At 69.3% G+C, this 25,166-nt stretch carries 23 protein-coding genes and 1 pseudogene; 18 read left to right on the top strand and 6 right to left on the bottom strand.

Annotated elements, in window-relative coordinates; translation table 11 throughout:
* The first annotated feature begins 70 nt into the window (after positions 1–70).
* The 6 genes from KY661_RS24610 to KY661_RS24585 all read left to right on the top strand — a co-directional run bounded on the left by KY661_RS24610 (position 71) and on the right by KY661_RS24585 (position 7,109).
* Positions 71–760: an NUDIX hydrolase gene (locus tag KY661_RS24610; RefSeq protein ID WP_225412535.1), complete on the top strand. Its 690-nt coding sequence runs from the start codon at positions 71–73 to the stop codon at positions 758–760.
* 71 nt (positions 761–831) lie between these two features.
* Entirely contained in the window at positions 832–1,635 is an 804-nt protein-coding gene (locus tag KY661_RS24605) for a protein phosphatase 2C domain-containing protein (RefSeq protein ID WP_225412534.1), read from the top strand.
* A gap of 3 nt (positions 1,636–1,638) precedes the next feature.
* Entirely contained in the window at positions 1,639–3,510 is a 1,872-nt protein-coding gene (locus KY661_RS24600) for a hypothetical protein (protein WP_225412533.1), read from the top strand.
* A 96-nt stretch (positions 3,511–3,606) separates the two neighbouring features.
* Complete coding sequence (locus KY661_RS24595) at positions 3,607–4,671, top strand: cysteine hydrolase family protein (RefSeq protein WP_225412532.1); 1,065 nt, start codon at positions 3,607–3,609, stop codon at positions 4,669–4,671.
* Between the two features lie 44 nt (positions 4,672–4,715).
* A complete protein-coding gene (locus KY661_RS24590; protein WP_225412531.1) occupies positions 4,716–5,513 on the top strand; it encodes a hypothetical protein in 798 nt (265 codons plus the stop codon).
* A gap of 138 nt (positions 5,514–5,651) precedes the next feature.
* Positions 5,652–7,109, top strand: a complete 1,458-nt coding sequence (locus KY661_RS24585) for a HAMP domain-containing sensor histidine kinase (protein ID WP_225412530.1) — start codon at positions 5,652–5,654, stop codon at positions 7,107–7,109.
* Positions 7,110–7,115: 6 nt separating this feature from the next.
* Here the strand turns inward: KY661_RS24585 and KY661_RS24580 are convergent, their stop codons facing one another.
* From KY661_RS24580 to rpsD, 3 genes are all read right to left on the bottom strand, one after another.
* A complete protein-coding gene (locus KY661_RS24580) occupies positions 7,116–8,456 on the bottom strand; it encodes a nicotinate phosphoribosyltransferase (RefSeq protein ID WP_225412529.1) in 1,341 nt (446 codons plus the stop codon).
* A gap of 21 nt (positions 8,457–8,477) precedes the next feature.
* The gene (locus tag KY661_RS24575; RefSeq protein ID WP_225412528.1) at positions 8,478–8,924 is read right to left on the bottom strand and encodes a thioredoxin family protein; all 447 of its coding nucleotides are present in this window, start codon (positions 8,922–8,924) and stop codon (positions 8,478–8,480) included.
* 124 nt (positions 8,925–9,048) lie between these two features.
* Positions 9,049–9,672 (bottom strand): 30S ribosomal protein S4, encoded by a 624-nt coding sequence (gene rpsD / locus KY661_RS24570; protein WP_225412527.1) that lies wholly within the window; start codon positions 9,670–9,672, stop codon positions 9,049–9,051.
* Between the two features lie 151 nt (positions 9,673–9,823).
* On the opposite strand from rpsD, the gene KY661_RS24565 reads away from it, so the two are divergent.
* From KY661_RS24565 to KY661_RS24555, 3 genes are read left to right on the top strand one after another with little or no spacing between them, the layout of a single operon-like run.
* A complete protein-coding gene (locus KY661_RS24565; RefSeq protein WP_075008747.1) occupies positions 9,824–10,303 on the top strand; it encodes an RNA polymerase sigma factor in 480 nt (159 codons plus the stop codon).
* A complete protein-coding gene (locus tag KY661_RS24560; RefSeq protein ID WP_225412526.1) occupies positions 10,300–11,106 on the top strand; it encodes an ActD-like protein in 807 nt (268 codons plus the stop codon). The genes KY661_RS24565 and KY661_RS24560 overlap by 4 nt, the downstream gene beginning before the upstream one ends.
* Positions 11,103–13,412, top strand: coding sequence for a caspase family protein (locus tag KY661_RS24555; protein ID WP_225412525.1), 2,310 nt, complete (start codon positions 11,103–11,105; stop codon positions 13,410–13,412). Before KY661_RS24560 ends, KY661_RS24555 begins: the two co-directional genes overlap by 4 nt.
* 6 nt (positions 13,413–13,418) lie before the next feature.
* Here the strand turns inward: KY661_RS24555 and KY661_RS24550 are convergent, their stop codons facing one another.
* Positions 13,419–13,859, bottom strand: a complete 441-nt coding sequence (locus KY661_RS24550; protein ID WP_225412524.1) for a DUF6748 domain-containing protein — start codon at positions 13,857–13,859, stop codon at positions 13,419–13,421.
* 332 nt (positions 13,860–14,191) lie between these two features.
* Here KY661_RS24550 and dnaN point away from each other — a divergent pair, with 332 nt between their 5' ends.
* Positions 14,192–15,298, top strand: a complete 1,107-nt coding sequence (gene dnaN / locus KY661_RS24545) for a DNA polymerase III subunit beta (protein WP_225412523.1) — start codon at positions 14,192–14,194, stop codon at positions 15,296–15,298.
* A 10-nt stretch (positions 15,299–15,308) separates the two neighbouring features.
* On the opposite strand, the gene KY661_RS24540 is transcribed toward dnaN, so the two are convergent.
* Positions 15,309–15,830 carry a toxin-antitoxin system YwqK family antitoxin gene (locus tag KY661_RS24540; protein WP_225412522.1) on the bottom strand — a complete coding sequence of 174 codons (522 nt, stop codon included), beginning with the start codon at positions 15,828–15,830 and terminating at the stop codon, positions 15,309–15,311.
* Between the two features lie 137 nt (positions 15,831–15,967).
* Between KY661_RS24540 and KY661_RS24535 the strand changes: the two genes are divergently transcribed.
* Positions 15,968–17,146 (top strand): hypothetical protein, encoded by a 1,179-nt coding sequence (locus KY661_RS24535; protein WP_225412521.1) that lies wholly within the window; start codon positions 15,968–15,970, stop codon positions 17,144–17,146.
* Here KY661_RS24535 and KY661_RS24530 read toward each other — a convergent pair.
* On the bottom strand, positions 17,143–17,928 hold the full coding sequence (locus KY661_RS24530) for a DUSAM domain-containing protein (protein ID WP_225412520.1): 786 nt from the start codon (positions 17,926–17,928) through the stop codon (positions 17,143–17,145). The genes KY661_RS24535 and KY661_RS24530 overlap by 4 nt on opposite strands.
* 645 nt (positions 17,929–18,573) lie before the next feature.
* Here KY661_RS24530 and KY661_RS24525 point away from each other — a divergent pair.
* From KY661_RS24525 to KY661_RS24495, 7 genes and pseudogenes are all read left to right on the top strand, one after another.
* A complete protein-coding gene (locus KY661_RS24525; protein ID WP_225412519.1) occupies positions 18,574–19,482 on the top strand; it encodes a DUF2381 family protein in 909 nt (302 codons plus the stop codon).
* Between the two features lie 11 nt (positions 19,483–19,493).
* Positions 19,494–19,985 carry a serine/threonine protein kinase gene (locus KY661_RS24520; protein WP_225412518.1) on the top strand — a complete coding sequence of 164 codons (492 nt, stop codon included), beginning with the start codon at positions 19,494–19,496 and terminating at the stop codon, positions 19,983–19,985.
* 90 nt (positions 19,986–20,075) lie between these two features.
* Positions 20,076–21,188: pseudogene (recF, locus tag KY661_RS24515) on the top strand (DNA replication/repair protein RecF); the annotation flags it as partial.
* 630 nt (positions 21,189–21,818) lie between these two features.
* Complete coding sequence (locus KY661_RS24510) at positions 21,819–22,325, top strand: hypothetical protein (RefSeq protein WP_225412517.1); 507 nt, start codon at positions 21,819–21,821, stop codon at positions 22,323–22,325.
* Positions 22,326–22,396: 71 nt separating this feature from the next.
* Positions 22,397–23,149, top strand: coding sequence for an MlaE family ABC transporter permease (locus KY661_RS24505; protein WP_225412571.1), 753 nt, complete (start codon positions 22,397–22,399; stop codon positions 23,147–23,149).
* 4 nt (positions 23,150–23,153) lie between these two features.
* Entirely contained in the window at positions 23,154–23,972 is an 819-nt protein-coding gene (locus KY661_RS24500) for an ABC transporter ATP-binding protein (RefSeq protein WP_075008757.1), read from the top strand.
* Positions 23,969–25,162: an MlaD family protein gene (locus KY661_RS24495; RefSeq protein WP_225412516.1), complete on the top strand. Its 1,194-nt coding sequence runs from the start codon at positions 23,969–23,971 to the stop codon at positions 25,160–25,162. Before KY661_RS24500 ends, KY661_RS24495 begins: the two co-directional genes overlap by 4 nt.
* The last annotated feature ends 4 nt before the right edge of the window (positions 25,163–25,166 follow it).

The raw sequence follows: 25,166 nt of genomic DNA, 5'->3' as shown, positions 1-25,166 counted from the left end.
GACCGCCTGCATTGACTTCGTGTTGATTGAACACTATCTTGGTGTTGGATCGATACGAAGGAGCGTGGACGTGAGCTACACCTACGAGTACCCCCGGCCCGCCGTGACGGTGGACTGTGTGGTGTTCGGCCTGGACGAGGAGGACCTGAAGGTGCTCCTCATTCAGCGAGGCGCGGAGCCGTTTGCCGGCAAGTGGGCGTTGCCGGGAGGCTTCGTGCAGATGGACGAGTCCCTGGAGGAGGCCGCGCGCCGGGAGCTGGAAGAGGAAGCCGGTATCCGTCCCAGCCACCTGGAGCAGCTCTACACCTTCGGCGCGCCGGGCCGGGACCCTCGGGGTCGGGTCATCACCGTGGCCTATTTCGTCCTGGTGAAGCTGAGCGATTACCGCCCCCGGGCATCCTCGGATGCGCGCGAGGCCGCCTGGTTCTCGGTCTGGGACACCCCCAAGCTGGCGTTTGATCACGCCGACGTTCTCACCACCGCGCTGCAGCGGCTCAAGGGCAAGGTCCGCTACCAGCCCATCGGCTTCGAGCTGCTGCCGCCCAAGTTCACCCTCACCCAGCTCCAGCGGCTGTACGAGACCGTCCTGGAGCGGCAGCTCGACAAGCGCAACTTCCGCAAGAAGATCCTCGCGATGGACCTCCTGGAGGAGCTGGACGAGGTGGAGCAGGACGTCTCCCACCGCGCCGCGCGCCTCTACCGGTTCGACCACCGCAAGTACAAGCAGCTGGAGAAGGCGGGCTTCAACTTCGAGCTGTAGCCCGAAGCCCGCCTCCGTTCCTCCCAACCCGTTCACCGTGGCCCTTCGCCGGGCACGGGAGAGGTGTGTCCATGGTTTCCCCCTTCGAGGTGGCCTCCGCCTCCGTCGTGGGCCGCGAGCATGCGCGCTCGGGCCGCAACAATCAGGATGCCCTGTGTCTCCAAGCCTCCGGCGAAGCGCTGGCCGCCGTGGTGGCCGATGGCTGTGGCAGCGGCGCTCACAGCGAGGTGGGCGCGCAGCTCGGCGCACGCTGTGTGGCCCAGTCCGTGCTCTCGGTGCTGGGACGCGGGCTTCCCCTGGACGCTCCGGAGTTTCTCCCCACCGTGAGGGCCGAGGTCCTGGGCTTTCTCGCCTCGCTCACGGGACGGCTGGGCGAGACGCTCCTGGGCGAGCACCTGCTCTTCACCGTCGTGGGCGCGGTGGTCACCCCGGCCCAGACCCTCGTCTTCTCCGCGGGCGATGGGGTGTGGGCCCTCAATGGCGAGGTGCATGTGCTCGGCCCCTTTCCCAACAATGCTCCGCCCTACCTGGCCTATGGGCTGGTGTCGCCGGAGGCGGTGCCCCTCGAACGGCAGGCGCTCGTTCCCACCGAGGAGGTTTGGAGCCTGCTGCTCGGCACGGATGGCGCGGCGGACCTTCGGGGGCTCGGCGAGGCGCGGGTTCCGGAGCGGGAGGAGGCCGTGGGGCCGTTCTCGCAATACTGGACGGAGGACCGGTACTTCCAGAACCCGGATGCGCTGCGGCGCCGGTTGGCCTTGCTGGGCCGCGAGTCTGTCCGGGCCGACTTCACCGCCCGGCGGTTGGTGCGGACCCCGGGGTTGCTCTCGGATGACACCACGCTCGTCGTCCTGCGCCGCCGCATGGGGAGGGCCTGAGCCATGGACGTCTATCTGGAGGGAAAGCGCGTCCGTGTGGATCCTTCCCGCTCGCTCGGCAAGGGCGGTGAGGCCGATGTGTTCGACCTGGGCGATGGCCGGGCCCTCAAGCTCTTCAAGCCTCCCGCGCACCCCGACTATCAGGGGCTTCCCGAGGAGCAGGCTGCGGCCCAGGCCCGCCTGGACGAGCACCAGCGCAAGCTGCCCGCCTTTCCACGGCTGTTGCCCCCGCGGGTGGTGGTCCCCCAGACGCTGGCCATGGACCGCAAAGGCCGCCGGGTGCTGGGCTATGCCATGCGCAAGCTGGAGGGGGCCGAGCCGCTGCGCCGGTTCAGTGAGCCCGCCTTCCGCCGCACGGGCGCCCTCGCCCAGCAGGTGGCCGAGGTGCTGTGTGGCCTGCACCGCACCTTGAGTGCCGTCCATGGCGCCGGGGTGGTGGTGGGGGACTTCAATGATCTCAATGTGCTGACGGTGGGCGCGGACGCGTTTCTCATCGATGCGGACAGCTTCCAGTTCCAGGGCTTCCTCTCGTCCGTCTTCACCGAGCGCTTCCTGGATCCGCTGCGTCTCTCAGGCGCCTCGGCCTCCAGCTTGAACCCGGGCCGTGCGGCGTCTCCGGACAGTGATTGGTATGCCTTCGCCGTGGCCTTGATGCAGAGCCTGCTGTGTGTGGGGCCCTACGGGGGGATTCACCGTCCCAAGGCCCCCGCGCCGCGGGCCACCGCCGTGGCCCGTCTCCGCCAGCGCCTCACCGTCTTCCACCCCGAGATTCAGTATCCCAAGCCCGCGCTTCCCCTGAGCACCCTGCCGGATGAGCTGCTGCACCAGCTCCACCGGGTCTTCGTCGAGGACGCACGCGGGCCCTTCCCCCTGCCGCTGCTCGAAGGGCTCCGCTTCATGGCGTGTGCTTCGTGTGGCCTGGAGCATGCCCGCGCCGCGTGCGCCACGTGCCGGCCGAATGCCTCGGCCCCCGTGACGCCCCTCACCGCGTCCCGTGGCCAGGTGACCGCCAGCCGCCTCTTCTCCACCCGGGGCGTGTTCGTGCATGCCTGCGTGGAGGACGGCGTGCTCCGCTGGCTCTCGCATGAGGACGGCGTGTACCAGCGCGAGGATGGCCGGCCCGTGCTTCAGGCGCCGCTGGATCCTTCGCTGCATTGGGCCCTCCAGGGCGAGCGGACCCTGGTGGGCCGGGGCGGAGAGCTGGTGGTCCTCACTCCGGGCCAGTCCCCCGAGCGGCTCGGGGTGGACACGCCCGAGGGCCGCCCCGCGTTCGCCGCGAACCTGCGTCACCGGTACTGGGCCCATGCCGGGGGCCTGTGGCGGGATGGGAGCCTGGGGGCCGAGCGCATCGGGGATGTGCTGCAAGGGCAGACGCGGCTCTTCGTGGGGCCCCGCTTCGGCCTGGGCTTCCATCGCGCCGGCAACCTGCGGGGCGCCTTCGTGTTCGACGCGGAGCACCCGGGGCTTCGGGATGGGCTGGTGCTCCCGTGGCCCGCGGGCAAGCTCGTGGACGTGGAATGCCTCTTCGAGGGGTCCAACGCCTGGCTGTTCCTGGCCGAGGAGAGTGGGGGGCGCACCCTCCACCATTGTGCCGTCGTGGGCTCCGACGGGACCCTCCGGTTCCAGGCCCAGGGCGTCGCGGGCGATGGCTCGTGGCTCGGCGCCCTGCGCGGCCCCTGTGTCCTGGGAGACGTCCTCTTCGCCGCCACCGACACGGGCCTCGTCCGCGTGGAGCCGCGCCAGGGCCGGCTCGAGGCCGTGAGGGAGTTTCCCGACGCCGAGCCCTTCGTCGATGCCGGGTGCCGCCTCTTCATGACCCGCCATGGGCTCACCGTCGTGGGCCGCCAGCACGTCACCGGCCTGCGAATGACCTGAAAAGCACCCTGGCTTGACATGGTGTCGTTGGGACACTATGTTGGTGTTGTTGAGACACGAAGGGTGCTCGCGACGGGCACCTCCAGGAGGAGAGCCATGAAGAGCCAGGTGAAGGAGCTTCCGCTGCCGGCGTTCTACCGGCCCAGCCATGCGGGCACTTACGGCTACAGCCCGAACGCGGGCGTGCTTCAGACGGAGGCCATGACGTGGAGCGCCGCGAACGGCCTCTCGCCGGCCGCCACGGACCGGTTCAACCTGCACCTGCTGCTCATCGACGTGCAGAAGGACTTCTGCTTCCCCGAGGGCTCGCTCTACGTCGCGGGCCGCAGCGGCCGGGGCGCCATCGACGACAGCCGCCGCATCGCCGAGTTCGTCTACCGCAACCTCGGCGTCCTCTCGAACGTCACCACCACGCTCGACACGCACTTCGCCTACCAGATCTTCTTCCCCTCGTTCTGGGTGGACGAGAACGGCCAGATGCTCACCCCCTACCGGGAGGTGACGCGCGAGCAGATTGAACGCGGCCAGGCCCGCCCCAACCCCGCGGTGGCCAAGTGGCTGTGCGGCGGCAACTACCCCTGGCTGCTCAAGCAGGTGAAGTACTACTGCGACGAGCTGGAGCGGGCTGGCAAGTACACGCTCTACCTGTGGCCCCCCCACTGCCTGCTGGGCAGCGATGGCCACGCGCTGGCCGGCGTGGTGCAGGAGGCCCGCCTCTTCCATGCCTTCGCCCGGGGCGCCCAATCCTGGTGCGAGGTGAAGGGCGGCAACCCGCTCACGGAGAACTACTCCGTGCTGCGCCCCGAGGTGCTCAGCCGCCACGACGGCCAGCCGCTCGCCCAGCGCAACACCCAGTTCCTCAAGACGCTGCTCACCGCGGATGCCGTCGTCATCGCCGGCCAGGCCGCCAGCCACTGCGTGAAGAGCTCCATCGATGACCTGCTAAGTGAAATCGTCGCCCAGGATGCCGCGCTCGCGCGCAAGGTCTACCTGCTCACCGACTGCATGTCCTCGGTCACCGTGCCGGATGGCAAGGGCGGTTTCGCCGCCGACTTCACGCCCCAGGCCGAGGCGGCCCTCCAGCGCTTCGCCGATGCCGGCATGCACCTGGTGAAGTCCACCGACCCGCTCGCCCACTGGGCGGACCTGCGCATCGGCTGAGCCCCGCTTTCCCACACCCCGACGATGGATTGGAGACACGTGCCATGAGTACCCCTCAAGCCACTCCCCAGGTTTCCCAGCTCTTCGAGGCCGCCCACGCCGAGGGCGTCCTCAGCCCCGCGGGGCTTCAGGCCCTCACCGTCATGGACCTGGGCGCCCAGATTCAAGCCGGCCTCGGCGTCAGCGTGGACGATGTGCAGGCCAGCGAGGTGGTCCTCGTGACGGTGATGCCGGATGACTCCGGCAGCATCCAGCACGCGAACAACGCGCAGCTCGTGTGCGATGGCCACAACCTCGTGCTCGACTCGCTGCTGGCCAGCAAGCAGCGCGACACCGTCCTGTTCCACACCCGCTACCTCAACGGCTTCGTCCTCAATCCCTACCGCCCCATCGAGGACGTGGTGCGCATGCACGGGAAGAACTACTCCCCGGATCAGGGCACGCCCCTGTATGACCAGACCGTGGTGCTGCTGGGCACCGTGCTGGCCAAGGCCCAGGAGTTCACGCGCAACGGCGTGGCCGTACGCACCGTTACCCTGCTCATCACCGATGGTGGGGATTGCCACTCGCAGCGGGCCCGCGCCCGGGAGGTGGCCGCGCTGGTGAAGGACCTGCGGCGCGCCGAGAACCACATCGTCGCCGCCATGGGAATCCAGGATGGCACCACGGACTTCTACAAGGTGTTCCGGGAGATGGGCATCGAGGACAAGTGGATCCTCACCCCCGGCCAGAGCGCCCAGGAGATCCGTCAGGCTTTCCAGGTGTTCAGCCAGTCCGCGGTCCGGGTGAGCCAGGGGGCTGCCCGCTTCAGCCGCACCGCCCTGGGCGGCTTCGGGCGCTGATCCCTCGTTTGTCCTTCGGGCGCCGTGCGGAGCCCTCCGTGCGCCTGGCCGCCCTGCGCGGGACATCGCCGCCCCGGGCCTGTGTTCCATGGAGCACCTGTCTGTATTTGCCGAGACAGGGTTTCCCATGGAGACCCCTTGAGCCTTGGTCGTGTGCTGACATCCCTCATGGTGGCGTTGGGATTTCTCGTCCTGGCGTCTGTTGGCTCGCTTGCCCTTTTCACTCAACACTTCCACCGCACGCGGGATGGGGTGGGTCTGGCCACGGAGGGGATCCGTCTCCCCGGGCAACTGGAGGTGACGCTGCTCGGCCACTACAGGCGGAGCGTCGAGCCCCCCGCTGAGTCCCCGGCGGCTCAGGCCGCCCTGATTGCCGCCACCGAGGACCGGCTCATGGCCGTGCTGGACGCCATCCACCACACCTCCCTCTCCCTGGAGGAGCGGGACCTCATCAATGAGGTGCGCCGGCAGGTGTACGCCTACCTCGTTGCGCAGCGGGATGCCCGCAGCGCGCCGTCCTGGGAGACGCTCACGCGGGCCCGGCAGGCGCTGGATGTGGCGCAGTCCAGCGTCTCGTTTCTCACCTACTTCAACGTGAAGGAAGCGCGGGACACCGAGGCCCAGGCCGTCCGCTGGAGCCATTCGGCCATCGTGGGGTGCATCACCCTGAGCAGCCTGCTCCTGCTGGGATTGGGGGGCATGCTGCTGTGGATGCGGGGGGCCGTGCTGCGCCCCCTCATCGGGATCAGCCAGGCCATGCGCAGCTTCGGGGCCGGCAACAAGGGGACGCGGGCCCCGGAGCAGGGGCCCGCCGAGCTGCGCGAGATGGCCCGCACCTTCAATGAGATGGCCTCCACCCTGGTCCAGCGCCAGGACGAGCAGCTCACGTTCCTGGCGGGCGTGGCGCATGATCTCCGCAACCCCCTGTCCGCCCTGAGGTTGTCCACCGCCTTCGCCAACCCGGGGCGCAGCGAGGTGCCACCCGAGCGCCTCCAGCGGACGCTCACCCTGGTGCAGCGGCAGGTGGCGGCCCTGGACCGGATGGTGGGAGACCTGCTCGATGCCACCCGCATCGAGGCCGGCCGGCTGGAGCTGCACCTCGAGGAGTGCGATGCCCGGGAGCTGGCCCGCTCGGTGGTGGAGCTGTTCGAGGCGAGCCTCCAGGGCCACGAGCTGCGCCTGTCCCTGCCCGACACCGCCGTGAACCTGCGCTGTGATGGGACCCGGCTGGAGCAGGTGCTCAACAACCTGGTCAGCAACGCCCTGAAGTACTCGCCCACGGGCACGTGCGTGGACGTGACGGTGTCCTGTCAGCAGGGCGAGGCGCTCCTGACCGTGACGGACCGGGGCATTGGCCTGTCGGCCGATGTGCAGCGCCGGCTCTTCTCTCCCTTCATGCGGGCCGCCAATGCCCGGAATTGTGCCCCCGGCGCGGGGCTGGGCCTGTCCGTGGCCCGGCGCATCGTGGAGGCCCATGGGGGCCGCATCGAGGTGGAGAGCCAGCCCGGGCAGGGGGCCACCTTCCGGGTCCGGCTCCCGCTCAGCCGCCCAGGGGCACCCCACGTGTCCTGGCCGTCCGGAAGCGTGGTGCACTGAGGGGCGTCATGGGCTCGCGGCCCAGGCGTCGATGAGCTGCTCGCGCGTCCAGGCCAGCACCGGGCTGACCTCCACCCGGTACGCGGGCTGGGAGCGCTTCAGGTCCCTCAGCTCCGGGGGCAGGTGTTCCAGCTCCCGCTGGGCGTACTCGCGGATCTCCGGCAGGGGCGGGCAGGCGCCTTCCAGCCGGAGGCCGCCCCGCATCACCGGCCGCAGCAGGGGCCGGCCTGGCAGGGCCTCGTCATGGCGCGCGAGCACGTCCCGCCGCGCTGTGCCGCCCTCGTCCATCCGGAACACCTGCTTGCGTCCCGGGTAGAGCGCCCGCTGGGACGACAGCTTGATGCGGTCCTTGCCCGCGTACGACACGAGCTTGTAGGCGATCTCCAGCGCGGAGACGTCTGGCGACACGCTCAGGGCCGGGCCCACGTAGAAGCCATCCAGGGGGGCGCCCTGTTCGAGCAGCCAGGCGATGCTCGCCTCGTCGAGCTGGCCGTTGGCGAAGAGCTTCATCCGCTGGAGCCCCGCCTCGTCCAGCAGGGACCGCGCCGCGCGGGACAGGGCCAGCAGGTCTCCAGAGCTCAGTTGCAGCGCGCGCACCCGGAAGCCCTCGCCCTGCTCCCGGGCCAGGCGGATGACGTACTGCACGCCTCGCAGCGTGTCGTAGGTGTCCACCCGGAGCGCCATCTCGGGGAAGCCGCTGGAGAAGGCGCGGAAGGACTCCAGCTCGTCCTCGTGGGCCTGGACGAAGCTGTGTTCCAGCCCCCCCGCCAGCGGCAGCCCGTAGCGGTGCCCCGCCAGCACGTTGGAGGTGCCCTGCACGCCGGCGATGAAGGCCGCGCGCGCCATCTTCGTGCCCACCTCCAGGCCGTACATGCGCCGCAGCCCGGCGTCCATCACCGGCCGGCCTCCCGCCGCCAGCACCACCCGCGTGGCCTTGGAGGCCGTCAGCGTCGGGAGGTGAAGCTGGTTGAGCAGCAGCGTCTCCACGAGCTGCGCCTCGGGCAGCGGGGCCACCACCTCCATCAGGGGCTCCTGCGGGAACACCGGCGTGCCCTCGGGCACCGCGGACACCTCGCCGCTGAAGCGGAAGCGCTCCAGGTAGCCGAGCAGCCGGTCCGAGAAGCACTGGAGCGAGGCCAGGTAGTCGAGCGCCTCGCGGGGAAAGCAGAGCGTCTCCAGCGAGCGCAGGGCCTCCTCCAACCCACTGGCTGCGAGGAAGTTGAGGCCCGGCGGAAGCTGCTGGACGAAGAGGCTGAACACCGCCTCGTCGAGCATGCCCTCGTCGAGGTAGGCATCCACCATCGCGAATGCCTGCAGGTCCGTGTACAGCGCGGCGCACTCCTCCATAGCCGTGTCTCCTGGGGGCACCTACAGCCGCATCCCCACGCCGCCCCCGAGGGAGTCCGACACCCAGCGGCTCATCTCCGCGCCGGACATGAGCCCGCTGTGGCGCGCCACCTCACGTCCATTCGCGTAGAGCACGAAGCAGGGGATGCCGCGCACGCCCAGGGACGAGGCCACCTCCGGGTGCTCCTCCGTGTTCAGCTTGAGCACGAGGAGCCGGCCCGCGGAGGCCTGGCCCAGCGACTCCAGGACGGGGACCGCGGCACGGCAGGGCCCGCACCAGGGGGCCCATAAGTCCAGCAGCACCGGAATGGGGGAGGAGACCACCACGCGCGACAGTCCCTCGCCATCCACGGACTGCGGCTTTCCCGAAAGGTCGAGCGCGCCATGGCACCGCCCACACGAAGGGGTGCCCGCCGGCGCGGGCTGGGAGACGCGGTTCAACGCGCCACAGGCAGAACATCGGAACATGCGGGCACCTCCTTGCTTCGCGCGGCTTCGTCGAAGGACAAGATAAGGATGCGGTCAGCCCCCACCGGTCTGGCGGGGAGGTGCCTGCTCCGCCGGGTGCCCAGGAGGCGGGCGGCCCGGTGCGCTACGCGTAGAACTCGATGATTTTCACCAGGTCCAGCGCCACCGGCGGGTCCACGTCCTCGGGGCGGGAGAGCACGCGGAACCCCTTGCCGCCTTCGAGGTGCGCCACGTGCGGGGGCAGGCCCCGGTGCGCCGTCTTCTGGCGAAGCTCCACGAAGAGCGGGTGCTGGCGGAACCGCTCCCGGAGCTCCACCACCGTGCCGGGCTTGAACTCCATGCCGGGCAGGTTCGCCTTCTTGCCATCCACCGTGAAGTAGCCGTGGCGCACGAACTGCCGCGCCTGGCGGATGCTGGTGGCGTAGCCGGCGCGCAGCACCAGGGCGTCGAAGCGCGACTCGATGAGGCGGATGAGCACCCGGGTGGCGTTCGAGCCGCTGCGCTTGGCCCGGTCCACGTACCGGCGGCACTGCTTCTCCAGCAGCTCGTACGACAGCTTGAGCTTCTGCTTCTCCATCATCCGCAGCCCGTAGTCCGTCATCTTCGTCTTCTGGGTGGGCCCGTGCTGGCCTGGCGGGTACGGGCGCCGCAGCGACGGGTCCTTGTCCGGGTCCTTCGTGGACAGATGCGTGAGGGCCACGGACAACCGGCGGGCGCGGCGGCCACGAGGGCCTGTGTAGCGAGCCATCCCCTGCGACTCCTTGAAGTGATTGTGAATGTGATAATCATTATCAACTTGGGCGGAGGGAGCAAGGAAAATTCGCGGGCCGGGCATTGCCGGTGACAGTTCCGCGGGGGGCCGGTGTTTCCCTGCTCCGAGAGAGGGAGGCGTGAGTCTGGTGCCAATCGACGTGGAGGCCTACTACCGGCGTTACGGGCCCCAAGTGCTCCGGCGCTGCCGCTTTCTCCTGAGAGATGAGGAGAAGGCCGTGGATGCCATGCACGATGTATTCGTTCAGTTGCTGCGCCATCAGGACCGGTTGAAGCACACGGCCCCGTCGAGCCTGCTGCACCAGATTGCGACGCGGGCGTGCCTCAACCGGCTGCGCGGGACGCGCCGCCGCCCCGAGGACCGCGAGGACGAGCTGATGCTGCGCATCGCCTCGGCGGAGGACACCGAGGCGCGCACGGTGGCGCGGGGGCTGCTGGACCGGCTGTTCGGGCAGGTGCCCGCCTCCAGCCGGGACATCGCCGTGCTGCACCTGGTGGATGGCATGACGCTGGAAGAGACCGCCCGCGAGGTGGGGATGTCCGTCTCCGGAGTGCGCAAGCGCCTCCGGGCCCTGTCGTCCGTGTTGCAGGAACTGGAGGCCGCATGAAGTCCCCCCACCGCACCCCAGACTGGTTGCTGGAGCGCATTGCCCTGGGCGAGTTGCCCCCGGAGGAGCTGGCCGCCGCGCGCGCCCGGCTGGCCGAGGAGCCCGATGGGGCGGCCCGGCTGGCCGCGCTCGAGGAGGACTCCCGGCGCATCCTGGCGCAGCACCCGCCCGGGCGCGTGGCGCGCGAGGTGGAGGCACGGGCCGCCCGGGCCTCGCGCCCGGAGCCCCTGCCGGAGAAGGCGCCCCGGTGGCGCCCTTGGATGCCGGCGCTGGCGCTCGTGCCGGTGCTGGCCGCGGTCTTCCTGATGGTGCGTCCCAGCCCGTCGCTGCCCGTCACCGTCCCCGGCGAGCCCCTGCCCGAGGTGACCCGCATCAAGGGGATGAAGCCCCAGCTCGGCCTGCACCGCCTGGGCGCGGCCGGTCCGGAGCCGCTCGCCGAGGGCGCCCGCGCCGCGGCCCGTGACGTGGTGCAGGTCTCCTATGTGGCGGCGGGCCACCGCTTCGGCGCCATCCTCTCCCTGGATGGACGGGGTGCCGTCACCCTCCATGCGCCCGAGCACGGTCTGGATTCCGTGCCGCTCGCGCCCTCCGGGACGCATGTGCTGCCCCAGGCCTACGAGCTCGATGATGCGCCGGCCTTCGAGCGGTTCATCTTCGTCGTCTCGGACAGCCCCTTCTCCCTGGAGGCGATTGCCGCCAGCGCCCGGGCGCTCGCTGCGTCGGACGGGGCGCGCACCGCGCCGCTGCCGCTTCCCGTAGGCTTTCAGCAGGTGTCCTTCCTTCTCGAAAAGAGTGCCCCATGAGCCGTGTTCTCTTGATGGTGGCGGCGCTGACCGCGTCCGTGGCCCACGCGCAGCCGCCCGTTCAGGTGCGCCGGCTGGCGCTGCTGGTGGGCGTCAATGATGGGGGGCCCGGGCGCGAGCGCCTGCGCTATGCCGCCTCGGATGCCCAGGCCTTCGCCCGGGTGCTGGGAGAGCTGGGCGGGGTGGCCCCCGCCGACCGGGTGATGCTGCTGGAGACGGGGCGCGCCGGGTTGTTGGAGGGGCTCTCGCGCATGCGGACCCTGGCCGAGTCCGCCCGGGCCTCGGGCGCCCACCGGGTGGAGGTGCTCCTCTATTACTCGGGGCACTCGGATGACGAGGGGCTGCTGCTCCAGGGGGAGCGCATGGACTATGGCGAGCTGCGCCGCGCGCTGGGGGGCCTGCCTGCGGACGTGCGCATCGCGGTGCTGGACTCGTGCGCCTCGGGGGCCTTCGCGCGCCGCAAGGGCGGCTCCCCCCGGCCCGCCTTCCTGGTGGACTCCGGGGTCCAGGTGAAGGGCCAGGCCATCCTCACCTCGTCCAGCGAGGACGAGGCCTCCCAGGAGTCGGACCGGCTGGGGGGCTCCTTCTTCACCCACCACCTCATCTCCGGCCTGCGCGGCGCGGCGGACGTGACGCGCGATGGCCGGGTGACGCTCAACGAGGCCTACCAGTTCGCCTTCCACGAGACGCTGGCGCGCACCGAGCGGACGCAGCGCGGCGCCCAGCACCCGGCCTACGACATCGAGATGGCGGGCACGGGAGACCTGGTGATGACCGACCTGCGCGCCACCTCCGCCGGGCTGATCCTGACGGAAGCGCTGGAGGGCCGCCTCTACGTGCGCGACGAGGCGGGGGCGCTGGTGGTGGAGCTGATGAAGACGGCGGGGAGGCCCGCGGAGCTGGGGCTCGCCCCCGGGCGGTACCGGGTGCGGCGGGAGCTGGGCGGGGCGGTCTCCGAGGCGGACCTGGTGCTCACCGAGGGCAAGGGCACGCCGCTGGCGGCCTCCGTCTTCCGCCCCGTGCAGAGCGAGGCCACGGTGTCCCGGGGCGGCCCGTCCCAGGTGGAGGCCGAGGCTCCCGAGGCGTCACAGGGCCGCGTGCGGGTGCCCTTCAACGCGAGCCTCGTGCCCGGGCTGAGCCTCAACGCGCTGGTGGCGGGGGATGCGCCGGTGGAGAACACCGTGGCCATCGGCGTGGTCAATGATGGCACCGCCCTGCGGGGCGCGGGCCTGGCGCTGGGGGCCAACGTGTACGCCGAGGAAACGCGGGGCCTGGCGGCCGCGGTGGCGCTGAACATGACGGGCCGCCGGATGGAGGGGACGCAGCTGTCCGTGGGCTTCAATTACGCGGGCGGGGCGGTGGACGGGGTGCAGGCGTCGGTGGGCGGCAACTGGGCGGGCGGGAGCGTGAAGGTGGCGCAGCTCGGCGTGGGGCTGAACGTGGCCACCGCGAGCGTCTCCGGCGCGCAGGTGTCCGCGGGCCTGAACCTGGCGGGCGGGAGCGTCCACGGCGCGCAGCTCACCTCCGGGGTGAACGTGACGAAGGAGTCCTTCGAGGGAGTCCAGCTGTCCTCTGGCTTCAACGTGACGCGCAGGGACTTCCACGGCGTTCAGCTGGCGGCGGGCGTGAACTGGGCGGGCGGCGCCCTGTCCGGGGTGCAGCTCAGCTCGGGGTTCAACCGCGCCCAGAACGTCGAGGGCCTGCAGCTGGGGCTCCTCAACGTGGGCGGAGACGTGACGGGCGCGCAGATCGGCCTGCTCAACATCGGCGGGGTGGTGAAGGGCACCCAGGTGGGGTTGGTCAACCTGGCGAAGGAGGTGCACGGGGTGCCGGTGGGGTTGGTGTCCCTCGTGAAGGAGGGGCAGTACCACCTGGAGTTCTGGTCGAGCGACATCCAGCTCGCCAACGTGGGGGTGAAGCTCGGCGGCAAGCACTTCTACTCCACGCTGGTGGCGGGCATCGGGCCGGACGACCGGTTGCAGCGCTTCAGCCTGGGCTTTGGCCTCGGGGGACACATCCCCGTGGCGCGGCGCTTCTGGGTGGATGTGGATGCGGTGGCCAGCACCGTCCACGACCGCAAGGAGCCCTTCGACAGCGAGAACCTGCTGGCGCAGGCGCGGGTGATGGTGGGCTTCCAGCTCTTCTCGCGCCTGGCCGTCTTCGCCGGGCCCACCTACAACACCTACTTCGCGTTCTCGCCCGAGGAGCGGCGCAAGGTCACCACGGTGAAGGTGTCCGAACGCCCGCTGGGCTCGGACGGCACGTGGCAGCGGTGGCCGGGCTTTCAGGCCGGCCTGCGCCTCTGAGGCGGGCTACTCGAACACCCGCCGCACGCGCAGCACCGAGGCGTCTCCGGCGGGCCCCGCCTTCTGGCGCACGGCGATGGTGGCCTCCACCTTCAGGCCGCCCAGGCTGCCCGCCTCGGCCATGTAGCTGTCCTTCTGGTCCTGCGTGGCGTTCACCTCCGAGAAGTCCACCTCGTGAATCTGAATCCCGTCCGCGTCGGACTTGCCCGGGGGCACCGCCAGGAAGGACGGGCACGGGGGCGCGAAGCAGCGGATGCCGCTGTCCTTCACGAGGTAGGTGGTGGGCTTCGTCTGATCCGCCTCCGCCGGCTGGCCGGGGATGTCCGAGGGCGAGGCGGAGGACTTGGGGGGCTGGGTCATGGGGGCGGACTCGGGAGCGGCGGAGCGCGCGCACCCGGCCATCAGGCCAAGGCACAGCGCGGACAGCCGCAGGGAACGGGAATTCAAGGGTGGGTCCCTCGGAAAGGCGGGGGCCCCCAGTGTCGGTCCTCTGGCCTCCCGAGGCCAGGGGGGATGCGCCCGGGCCTTTGCACACGGTGGGCCACCTGCTGGGAGGGGGGCGGGGGGCCTCACCCGTGGGGTTGGAATTCCAGCCTGGGCGGACAGGCGGCGGAGGAGGGGGCCCATGTCCCACATGGTTCCCGGGGGGGAGCTGTTGGGAACCGTGCCGGGCGGGAAGAGGGCGCGTCCGGGAGTGTTTCGGTTCGTTGACGCTCCCCCTGGGCCGGGCTACACCCGGCCGGGATCAGCCGCTTGAAAGAGGACGAGGACGCACCCCGATGGAATTCCGCATCGCCGCCGATGAGCTGAAGAAGGCCCTCTACCGTGCCCAGGGCATCGTGGAGCGCAAGACGACGATGCCCATCCTCGCCAACGTGCTCGTCAATGCCACCAAGAATGGCATCACCGTCACCGCGTTCGACCTGGACATCGGCGTCGTCTCCGAGCACCCCGCCGAGGTCGCCAAGCCGGGCGCCGTCACCCTGAACGCGAAGTACATCTTCGACATCGTCCAGAACCTCCCGGACGCGCAGGTGACGCTCAAGAAGCTGGCCAACAACTACGTGGACATCTCCAGCGGCTCGGCGCACTTCAAGATCGTCGGCATGGCCGCCGAGGAGTACCCCAAGCTGCCCAAGGAGGAGAACGCTCCCCTGGTGCAGGTCTCCGGCAACACGCTGCTGGAGATGATCAAGAAGACCCAGTTCGCCATCTCCTCGGACGAGACGCGCTACATCCTCAACGGCGTCTATTTCGAGCCCCAGGCGGGCGGCAAGGTGCGCATGGTGGCCACCGATGGGCACCGGCTGGCGCTCATCGAGCGCGAGCTCTCCGGGGACTTCAAGCTCAAGGGCGGCGTCATCATCCCTCGCAAGGGCCTGATGGAGCTCAAGCGCCTGCTGGACGAGGCGCCGGATGCTGAGTGCCACCTGGGCTTCGCGGAGAACTCGGCGCTGTTCAAGAAGCCGGGCCTCACCATGGTGATGCGGCTCATCGACGGCCAGTTCCCCGAGTACCAGCGCGTCATCCCCAAGGAAGGCGAGAAGGTGGTGATGGTCTCCAAGGTGCGCTTCCTGGAGGGCCTCAAGCGCATCGCCCTGCTGTCCGCGGACAAGAGCTACGCGGTGCGCATCGGGCTGGAGCCCAACAAGCTGCTCATCACCTCCAACAACCCGGACCTGGGCGAGGCGCGCGACGCGCTGGACATCGCCTACAAGGGCGGGGACATCACCATCGGCTTCAACGCGCGCTACCTCATCGACGTGCTCACCGTGACCGAGACGGAAGAGGTGTCCTTCGAGCTGGGCGACGAGCACAGCCCGGGCGTGCTCCACGCGCCGGGCGACCGCAGCTTCACCGCCGTCGTCATGCCCATGCGCGTGTGAGGCGGCCGCCTCAGGGAGCCCGGGGCTTTGGCTTCGCCGCGGGCTTCTTCCGGCCCTTCTCCCACGTCTCCTCCGACGTCAGCACGCCCCGGGAGTAGGTGCGCGAGGGCCCATGCCGCTTGCCGGCCTGGAAGAAGGCCTCGGAGAGGAGCTGGCCCCGGGCGTCGTACTCCACCGAGCGGCCCTCCAGCTTGTTGTCCACGAAGTCCTCCTCCGACCAGGAGCCATCCGAGTTCAGGGTGACGTGGCGGCCCTGCTTCTTGCCGTCCTGGTAGTCCCCCCAGCTCTGGCCCTCGCCGTCCGCGCACGTCACCGAGGGGCCGTGCCGCATGGGCCGGCCCTTCCTCACCGCGCGGCATTCCAGCGTGCCCGCCGGGTCCTTGGGGCCACCCGAGGCGGTGGCGCCCGGAGGGCACTCCAGCTTCCAGGAGGCACAGACGGCGTCCGCCTGACGCTTGTCCATGGCCAGCGCGGGCGAGGCCGTCAGCAAGGTGACGGTCAGTGTCATGAATGTGCGCGGGTACAACTTCATGGGGGCCTCGCGTGCGGACGGGCAACAGCGCCGGACCCGGGGGCCCGTGCCAAGGGGACTTCTTCCGGTCATCCCCCCTGCCCTTTGGGGGCAAAGGGCCTGCGACCGGCTCCGCCTGTCCTTATAGTGGAGAGACCGTGGCCTCCCATCCTGACATTCTGCGGGAACGGCTGGAGGACCGTGCGGACCTCCTGGAGGCCTCACGGCTGCGCTACCGCGCCCTCCGGGGAATTCTCAGCGGCTTCTTCTGGAAGGAGCGCCTCCGGGGCAACCTGGAGCTGCTGCGCGAGGTGGCCCTGGCGCAGCCCGAGGTGGACACCACGCTGGCCGCCACGGGCCGTCGCGCCGCCGCCGAGCGCTGGCCCCCGGATTCGGCCCCCGTGCGCCTGCTGGACGAGGTGCGCCAGCTGCGCGAGGGAGTCTCACAGGCGGTGAAGCGGCGCCTGTCCATGGAGGAGCCCCCCGCCTTGCTGGGCGAGGCGATGCTGGCGCTGGAGGAAGAGGTGCTCGCCACGGGGCCCTTCCTGGGCGGCCGGAGCTGGGCGCGGGCCGTGGAGGTGCTCCCGCGCAACCTGCCGGAGCTGCGCGCCGCGTGCGCCGCGGCCGAGGTGTTCGAGGGCATCTTCAAGCGGCCCGTGGCCAAGGGGGCGCTGCCCTTCAACGGTGCCGAGGCGCACGAGCTGTGCCGTGCGCTGTCCCTGGGCGAGGTGGCGCTGCGCTCGCTGTGGGAGCGGCTGGACCGGTTCGATGAGACGGGGCGGGTGCGGCCCTTCCTGGAGCGCCAGGTGCGCCGGGTGCCGGGCCCCGCGCCCCGCAGCGGGCCCGAGCTGCTGCTGCACGCGGCCTTCTGGTACGACGTGGCCCGGGTCCGGGTGAGTGAGCTGCTGAAGGCCCGGTTGGATCCCGTCATGGCCCGGGAGGACGAGGTGCCCGTGCTGCTGGCCTGGCTGGTGGCCCGGGAGGAGTCTCCGGAAGCCCGGCTGGAGGCGGGCGAGGTGCTCTCCGAGGGGCGTGCGGGGCTCTTCGAGCTGGCGAGCGAGCTGGCCCTGCTGTCCCGCGCCCGGCCCGAGGGGCCCTGGAATGAAGAGGCCGCCTGGGTGCGGCTGTGGACGGCGGCCCACCGGGCCCGGGGCGAGACGGGGGAGGACGTGGAGCGGGTGCGCGAGGTGCTGCACCTGTTCATCCGCCTGCGCGGCCGGACGAACGTGCCAGCCCGGCTGTTCTCCCCGGACCTGGCGACGCCGGTGCAGGATGTCGCCCCGGACACGAAGGACTTGCCGGGGCTCGTGCAGGCAGCCCGGGCCGCCGCCCGTTAAGCCGGGGGCGGTTCATCCAGGCCCGCGAGGTTCTCCTCGGCGGCCTGGCGGTAGACCGGAACGACTTCCACGGCCAGCAAGTCGCGCAGCTGCTGACGTGCTCCTTCGAGGTCGCCTGCATCCCGAAGGTTCATCATTCGCCAGAGGGCGCGTTCCAGCCGCCTCCTTCCCTTTCGCCTGCGCTCCGCGATCTTCTGGAGCAAGGCTTCTGCACTCTTGGGATTCTTGAGGGCTTCTTTCATCTCGTCTTCGCTGATCACCACTTCCGCGGCGGCATGCCGCAAGAAAGCGCGCATCCTCCTGGTGAGTTTCAGGGGCTTTCCCTGATGGACGCGGTGCAGAAGGATGAAGAGCTGAGAGTGCTCCGAGAGTTTCGGATCTACCTGCCCACTCGCTGCGACCTTCTTGAGCCGGTCTATTCTGGCAAGCGCGTTTGTTGCGTGCTTCCGGTAGAGCGGAACGGTCTCGACCGCGAGCACCTTCTCGATTTGTTCACGTGCTCCTTTCAAGTCCCCGGCATCTTGCAGGCGGTTGGCGCGGTTCTCGGCATCCATCAACCGCCAAGAGCCACCCCAGATGCGCCTTTTGATTTTCCGGAGGAGGGGCATGGCCGAGCGAATGCTGCGAAGGGCCTTCTCTGTATCCTTGGCAGGGAGTGCCACTTCGCGAGCAGAACGCCGCAGCAGGGTTCGCACATCGTCTGTGAGTTCCAAGGGAGCGCCCTGATCCAGCACGCGCTGAATCAGGGCCTGGATTGGCTCCCAGTCGATCTTGCCGCTCATGAGGTTGCTTTTTAATTCTGTTTCCGTGGCTCAGGGCACATTTGTTGCGGCCACTCGTGTTGCCCCTCACAGCGCCGGAGGCAGTCGTAACAGGGGCCGAGCAATCGTTTTTCCTGGCAATCAACATACTTTTGGATGCAGTTCTTCTTCCACTTCGGCGTGCGCTTCGCTGCTGCTTCGGCCTGCGTTCCGGTCTGCGTGGGCGCAGTGTCTTCCGCGGCTGGGTTGGCCTCGGTTCCCGTGGAGCTCTCCAGGGTTGCGTAGGCTTCGGCCAGCGTCTTGAGAATGCTGGCCACCCGCGTGCGGTCAACGCCGCAGCTCTCTATCGCCGTGATGGGGTTTCTCTCGACGCAGCAACTCACGGTGTCCCAGCAGGTGAGCGGCGCAAGGTATGCCGGCGGGGTTGAAACCGGTTGGAGCGGACGGCTCGCGGTGGAGTGCGTCCCTGAGGAACAGCCCCCCAGCAGCCCGATGAGGACTGCCGTCAACCCTTGAGCCAAGACGCGGAGCTGTAGGTTCATAATGAAATGATGGAGAGGCGTTTCCTGGACAGCGATGGCTTCCGGGGTTGTGCGCCTATTCCCCATCCTGATAGGTCGGGTGGTCATGCGTGACTTCCTGCCCTGCCGGTCTGGCCTGCTTGCCATGCTCCTCTCTTCGGCGGTGGCCGTGGCCGGGGGGCCCTACGACAAGACCGTCATCCGGACCGAGAAGATCTCGGAGCATCCGGGCAGTAAGACGAGCAGCGCCTTCGTGTCCGGCCAGGTGGCGACGGTGCTCCGCTTCGAGCAGGACGTCGATCCGGAGAAGACGAAGCTGCTGGCGTGGGAGGGACGCTTCGAGCCGCTCCTCGTGGGAAGCAAGAAGGTGGTCATCGAACCGCTCCGGGATCTCCAGCACGATGAGCGGGTGCCCCTACTCGTCACGCTCGTGGATGGGACGGAGATTCCGTTCATCGTGAGGCCTCCCTTGAACCGGGAGGACGGGGGATGGGAGGGATGGACCGACCATCAGGTCAACGTGTTCAAGAATCACGAGAGCTACAACGCGGTCCTCTCGTCCCTCTATGACTCCCTGAAGAAGGAGCGTGAACTCAGCGAGGAGAACGAGCGGTTCAAGAAGGAGGAGAATTCAGTGGATCACGCCTACGCGACACTGCTCGCGAATGGCGAGGTGAAGAAGACGCCCTTTCGCCGCAAGGTGGTCTACCGTCCGAAGAACGAGGACATGGACATGGTTGTCGAAGTCTTCTCAGGGCAGGGCAAAGCGGCGGCCGTCGTCACGTTGACGAACACCTATTACGGTGACACCTGGAAGTTCGATGGTGCTTACCTGACGCAGGACTTTACCAGCGTCACGGCCCGGCCCTTCGCGCTTCGCATGACCCGAGCCGCCATCGTTCCTGGGCAGACCGGAACCATTGCGGTCGTGGTGGACAGGGAGGCCTTCGCGGCGAAGGACGGAGCGCTTGAGGATCTGGCCCTCCAGATCTTCCGTGGGGATGGGCTTCTCCAGGTGGTGGTGACGCTCGATCACACCCTGATTCGCGAGTAGAAGCGCCTCTCATGTCCACCCCCAAGGCCTTCCTGATTGGCTCTGCCTTGCTGTTCGCCGCGTCTCCAGGTTGCACCACGGCTGGCGGTGTCTCGCTCCGTCCCGATGGCACTCCAGGCCCAGAGGAATGCTCTGCGAAGGCCATCGAAGTCATGCGGTATCTGAGGCTGCGCGTCGGGGACAGCGCGTTGGTGGATCTCGACGCGAATCAGATCGGGAGCCGGCGGGTCACGCTCTACGATGGACCCATCGAGAGCGTACTGCGAGAAGGCTTTGGCACGCTGGAGGAGCCTGCCCGCTTGTATGGGCGGGTTTGGACGGCGGGCCCGCAGGTGGTCATCCGGTACTATGCCGCCCACCCAGTGGATGGAGACAGGGTCCCCCTCTGCGCGGTGGCCCGGCTTGGCAATGACCAGATGCGGAAGTCTCCCGAGTCCAAGCCCGGAACGGCCATCCTCGATGGCTCCATCGCGGCCGCCTTCATCGTTGACGCCTTCCGGTGAGCCCTCCTCGCTTGCCCTCCAGCCAACATCTCGAAATCACTGGAGATATTCCTTCCATGGCGCTGGGAGACGGGTAGGGTAACGGCCACCGTGCGCCTGCTCGCGCTCCAAGCCCAGAACTTCCGCAACCTGCACCAGGTGTCCCTGGCCCCCAGCCCCCATGCCACCATCGCCGTGGGGCAGAACGGCCAGGGCAAGACGAACCTGCTCGAGGCCCTCTACTTCCTGGCCACGCTCAAGCCGCTGCGCGCCGGCCGGCTCGCGGAGCTCGTGCGCTGGGGCACCAAGGCCGCCCGCGTCTCCGGCCGCTTCCTCCTCAAGGGCGCCGAGCGGGAGATCTCCGTGGAGGTGGGAGGCGGCGTGCGCCAGGCCTTCGTGGATGGCAAGAAGGCCTCCAGCCTGGAGGAGTACTTCGGCGGCGTGTCCGTGGTGGCCTTCACCCCGGATGATTTGGAAGTCGTGAAGGGCGGGCCGGACGCGCGGCGCACCTTCCTGGACCGGGCGGTGTTCAACCGCTTCCCCGCCTTTCTCAAGGAGAGCCGCGACTACGCCCGGGCGCTGAAGAACCGCAACCGCCTGCTGCGCGATGGGCCCGCCGCCGACCCTGCGTACCTGGATGCCTACGATGCGACGCTCGCGCGCAGCGGGGCCCGCGTGTACGTGCGGCGCCGGGCGCTGATGGCCGAGCTGGCCCCCCGCGCCCAGGCCACGTTCGCCGCCATTGGCCGCACGGTGGACCCTGCTGTCTATGGCTACCACCCCGCGCACCTGGCCCAGGAGTTCGCCGATGTGGACGAGGCCCGCCTAGCCGAGGCCCTGCTGGAAGCGCTCGCGGGCCGCAGGCGCAGGGACCTGGAGCGGGGCTTCACCTCGGTCGGGCCGCACGTGGACGATGTGGCGCTGACGCTGGGCGGCCGCAGCGCGCGCGCCTACGCCAGCCAGGGCCAGCAGCGCGCGCTGGTGCTCGGCTGGAAGATCGCCGAGATCGAGAACCTGCAGGCTTCGCTGGGCTTCCTGCCGCTGCTGCTGCTCGACGATGTGTCGAGCGAGCTCGACCCGGAGCGCAACGCGTACCTCATGGGCTATCTGGCGGCGAGCGGGGCCCAGGTGTTCCTCACCACCACGGATGCTTCGCTGGTGCGGGCCGCCGCGGCGGCCGACACCCTGTGGATGGACGTCCACGGGGGGCAGGTGGCCCCCCGGCCGCCCGAGCCCTCAGCGGGGGGGCATCCGCCGCTCCCGGGGCAGCAGCCGCCAGCGCCGGTGGGCGTGGGGCACCTGCTGCGCGGGGACGTTGCCGAAGAAGGAGAAGCGGAACTCCGCCCAGAGAATCCCGTAGGCCACGGCGAAGAGGAACGTGCCAATCACGGACCACGCCGGGACACTCAGGATGAGCCCGCCCACGGCCCCCGCGAGCAGCACCACCCCCATGCCCAGGGAGACTTCGCGCCGGCGCCGGAACTCGCTGAAGGCCAGCCCCATGGAGACGAGGGAGACGGCGAAGAGGAGTCCGGCCAGCCCGAGCGCTGAACGGGCATACAGGTTGGCGATCGACAACAGGAACAGGCCAAGGCCCAAGAGCGCCAGTCCGCCATCCATGGGGTGTCTCCTTCAGAGGGTGTCCAAGGGACAACATCTCCACGGTGGGCCGGGGCAGCACGGTGCCCCACCTTGGGCAGCCCCTTCTCGCCTGGAGGGCAGGAGACGCCCCGGGATGCGGTGCGGCATGGGCGCTCCTGGGGAATTGTCTGGAACCCCATCCACCTTTACTTCCCTGACCCACTAGGCGTTTGCCCATCCGTGCCTAGCTTCCGTTTCCTCGGAGACGGAGGAATGAAGAGAGCCCTGCTAACGCTTGCCCTGCTGGCCCTGCCCCTTTTGACGGGCTGCCGCCGCGTGAGCTTCGAAGATTCGATGCTGTCCAAGCGGGACGTGGACTACCGCATTGGCGAGCTGCCTGCGCACTGGCACCGCGTCTACCTCAAGGACAATGACCTGGCCTTCTCGGAGGAGGGAACGGGGCGCGCCCTGTCCATCAACTCCACCTGTGAGGGCCACGATGACCCGCCGCTGCCCGTGCTGACCCGGCACCTGGTGATGGGCTTCACGGACCGCGAGGAGCAGTCCCAGAAGCTCATCAACCTGGATGGCCGCGAGGCGCTGCGCTCGCGCTACCTGGCCCGGCTCGACGGTGTGCCCGTGGAGCTGGAGATGGTGGTGCTCAAGAAGGACGGCTGCGTCTTCGACTTCACCTATGTCGCCCCCCCCGGCCAGGCCGAGGCGCGGATGGCGGACTTTGACGGCCTGCTCGCGGGCTTCCACTCGGAGCGCAACGGATGAACCCCTCGGTGCAGGCCCCCGCCGTTGCTGAGCCTCAGGCCGCCGCCCCGGTCTCGATCTTCGCCTCCGTGATGGCGGTGGTGCGCCAGCGGCTAGAGGTGCTCGGGGCCATGGCGATGATGACCGGCCGCGTCTTCTCGCGCGCGGTGCGCCCTCCTTATGACTGGGGCGCGCTCGTCTACCACACCGAGTTTTTGGGCGTGCGCTCCATGCCCATCGCCCTGCTGACGTCCACGTTCGCGGGCCTGGTCATCTCGCTCCAGTTCGGCTTCTTCCTGTCGCGCTTCGGCGTGCAGTACACCGTGGGGCGCGTCGTCGTCCTCACGCTGTTCCGGGAGCTGGCCCCGGTGCTCACCGCGCTCACGGTGGGCGCGCGCATCGGCTCAGGGATGGCCGCGGAGCTGGGCGCCATGACGGTGACCGAGCAGGTGGATGCCATCCGCGCGCTGGGCGCGGACCCCTTGCGCAAGCTGGTGGTGCCCCGGGTGCTTGCGTGCCTTCTGGTGATGCCTACGCTCACGGTGCTGGCGGACGTCATCGGCCTGGGGGCCGGGGCGCTCGTGGTCAACATGCAGTACGGCATCTCCTTCGAGCTGTTCTTCCAGGGCGCGCTGGACGCGGTGCTGATGACGGACTTCGTGTCCGGCGTCATCAAGGGCGCCATCTTCGGGGTCATCATCGGCCTGGTGGGCTGCTTCAAGGGGCTCACCGTCGAGGGCGGCACCGAGGGCGTGGGCCGCGCCACCACGCAGACGGTGGCCATCACCTCCGTGTCCGTGTGTCTGGCGGACTTCTTCATCACCAAGATTACCCTCTACTTCTAGCGTCATGTCCTCGCCCAACGACTCCTCGCGTCTGAACTTCCGCCAGCCCACCCCGGGGGAAGAGCTCATCCGGTTCGAGCACCTGAAGAAGACCTTCGGCCCGAAGCGCGTGTACGACGACCTGGACCTGTCGGTGTACGCCGGGGAGACGTTGGTGGTGATGGGTGGGTCGGGCACGGGCAAGAGCGTGCTGCTCAAGTGCCTCATTGGCCTCTTGTACCCGGACGCGGGGCGCATCCACTTCCAGGGCCAGGACCTGACGGACTTCGACGAGGAGGACTTCCGGGCCGTGCGCAAGCACGTGGCCATGGTGTTCCAGGGCGCGGCGCTGTTCGACTCGCTCACGGTGGGCGAGAACGTGGCCTACCCCCTGCGCGAGCACTTCCCGGAGATGCCGCAGGAGGAGATTGCCCGCCGCGTGGCGGAGAAGCTGTCGTGGGTGGATCTGCCGGGGACCGAGGCGATGATGCCCTCGGACATGTCCGGTGGCATGCGCAAGCGCGTGGGGCTGGCGCGCGCCATCGCCACGGACCCGGAGGTCATCCTGTGGGACGAGCCCACCACGGGCTTGGATCCGGTGACCACGCAGAACATCAACACGATGATTAACTCGATGAAGCAGCGCCTGGGGTGCACCTCCATTGTCGTCACGCACGACATGTTGAGTGCCTTCGAGGTGGCGGACCGCCTGGCCATGCTGGCGGACCGGCGCATCGTGCAGGTGGGCTCGCCCGAGGAGATCCGTCACTCGACGGTGCCTCAGGTGCGGGCGTTCATGGAAGCTCGGCGGACGGAGTTGGGGATAGGGAAGGTGGCGTCATGAGTCTGTTTACATCGACGGATCGGGAGCGGCGGTTTGCCTGGCGGGCGGGCATCTTTGTCACCGTGGGGCTGGTGCTGGCCGGGGTGGTGGTCCTCTTCATCGGCAAGGAAACGCGGCTCTTCGAAGACCAGGTGCAGTTCCACTCATACTTCTCGAACGTGGAAGGGTTGAGTGAGGAGTCTCCGGTGTGGCTCGGCGGGCTCGAGGTGGGCCGCGTGACGGGCATCGCCTTCGCGCCGGGCGCGAACGCGAAGAACCACCGCATCCAGGTGAGCCTCCAGGTCTCCAAGAAGTTTGCGGACCGCGTGCGCGCGGACTCCGTGGTCCGCCTGTCGAGCCTGGGCGTGCTCGGCGAGAAGGCCGTGGACATCACCCTGGGCAACCCCGAGCAGCCCGTCATGGCCGCCAACAGCGAGCTGCCCACGGTGCCCAGCGGGGACCTGAACACGCTGATGCGCGCCGCGGGGCAGATCATGGATGACTCCATGGCCATCAGCCGCTCGCTGCGCGTGGCGGTGGAGGCGTACGCGGATCCGCAGCTCGCCAAGGACGTGGCGGGCACGGTGCACAGCCTCCGCAACCTCTTGCAGGAGGTGGAGCAGGGTGACGGTGTGCTCCACGCGCTCATCTACGACAAGGAGGCGGGCAAGCAGGTGCGCGCCATGGTGGCCAACGCCTCGCAGACGGCGCAGCGGGTGGACAAGGCCGTGGGCCACGTGGAGGCCCTGCTGGGCGAGGTCCGCCACGGCCAGGGCATGGCGCACGCGCTCATCTACGACAAGCAGGGCGCGCAGGCGCTCAACGAGCTGGGCGCGGCGGCGGGCCAGCTCGCGGGCCTCATCGAGGATGCGAAGAACAGCCCGAACGGCGCGGTGCACCAGCTGGTGTACGGCGACGCGCGGGGCATGTTCGCCGACCTGGGCAGCGCCGCGGCGGACCTGAAGAAGATCACCTCCACGGTGGCCAATGGCGAGGGCACGGTGGGCGGGCTCATCGCCGACCCCACCATCTACGAGGACCTGCGCACGGTGCTGGGCAACGTGAAGCGCAACCGGGTGCTGCGCGCGCTGGTGCGCTTCACGGTGAACAACCGCGAGGAGCTGGACCAGGTGGGCCAGGTGAAGAAGGTCTCCCAGGAGCCGTCCCAGACGGGCATCGGCGGCTCGGGCCCCACGGCCCCCGCGAAGTAACCCG

This window comes from Allostigmatella hybrida (assembly GCF_020103775.1).
Taxonomy (GTDB): Bacteria; Myxococcota; Myxococcia; order Myxococcales; family Myxococcaceae; genus Hyalangium; species Hyalangium aurantiaca.
The sequence above is the reverse complement of the archived record's forward strand: the minus strand, read 5'-3'. Positions and strand labels throughout refer to the sequence as shown.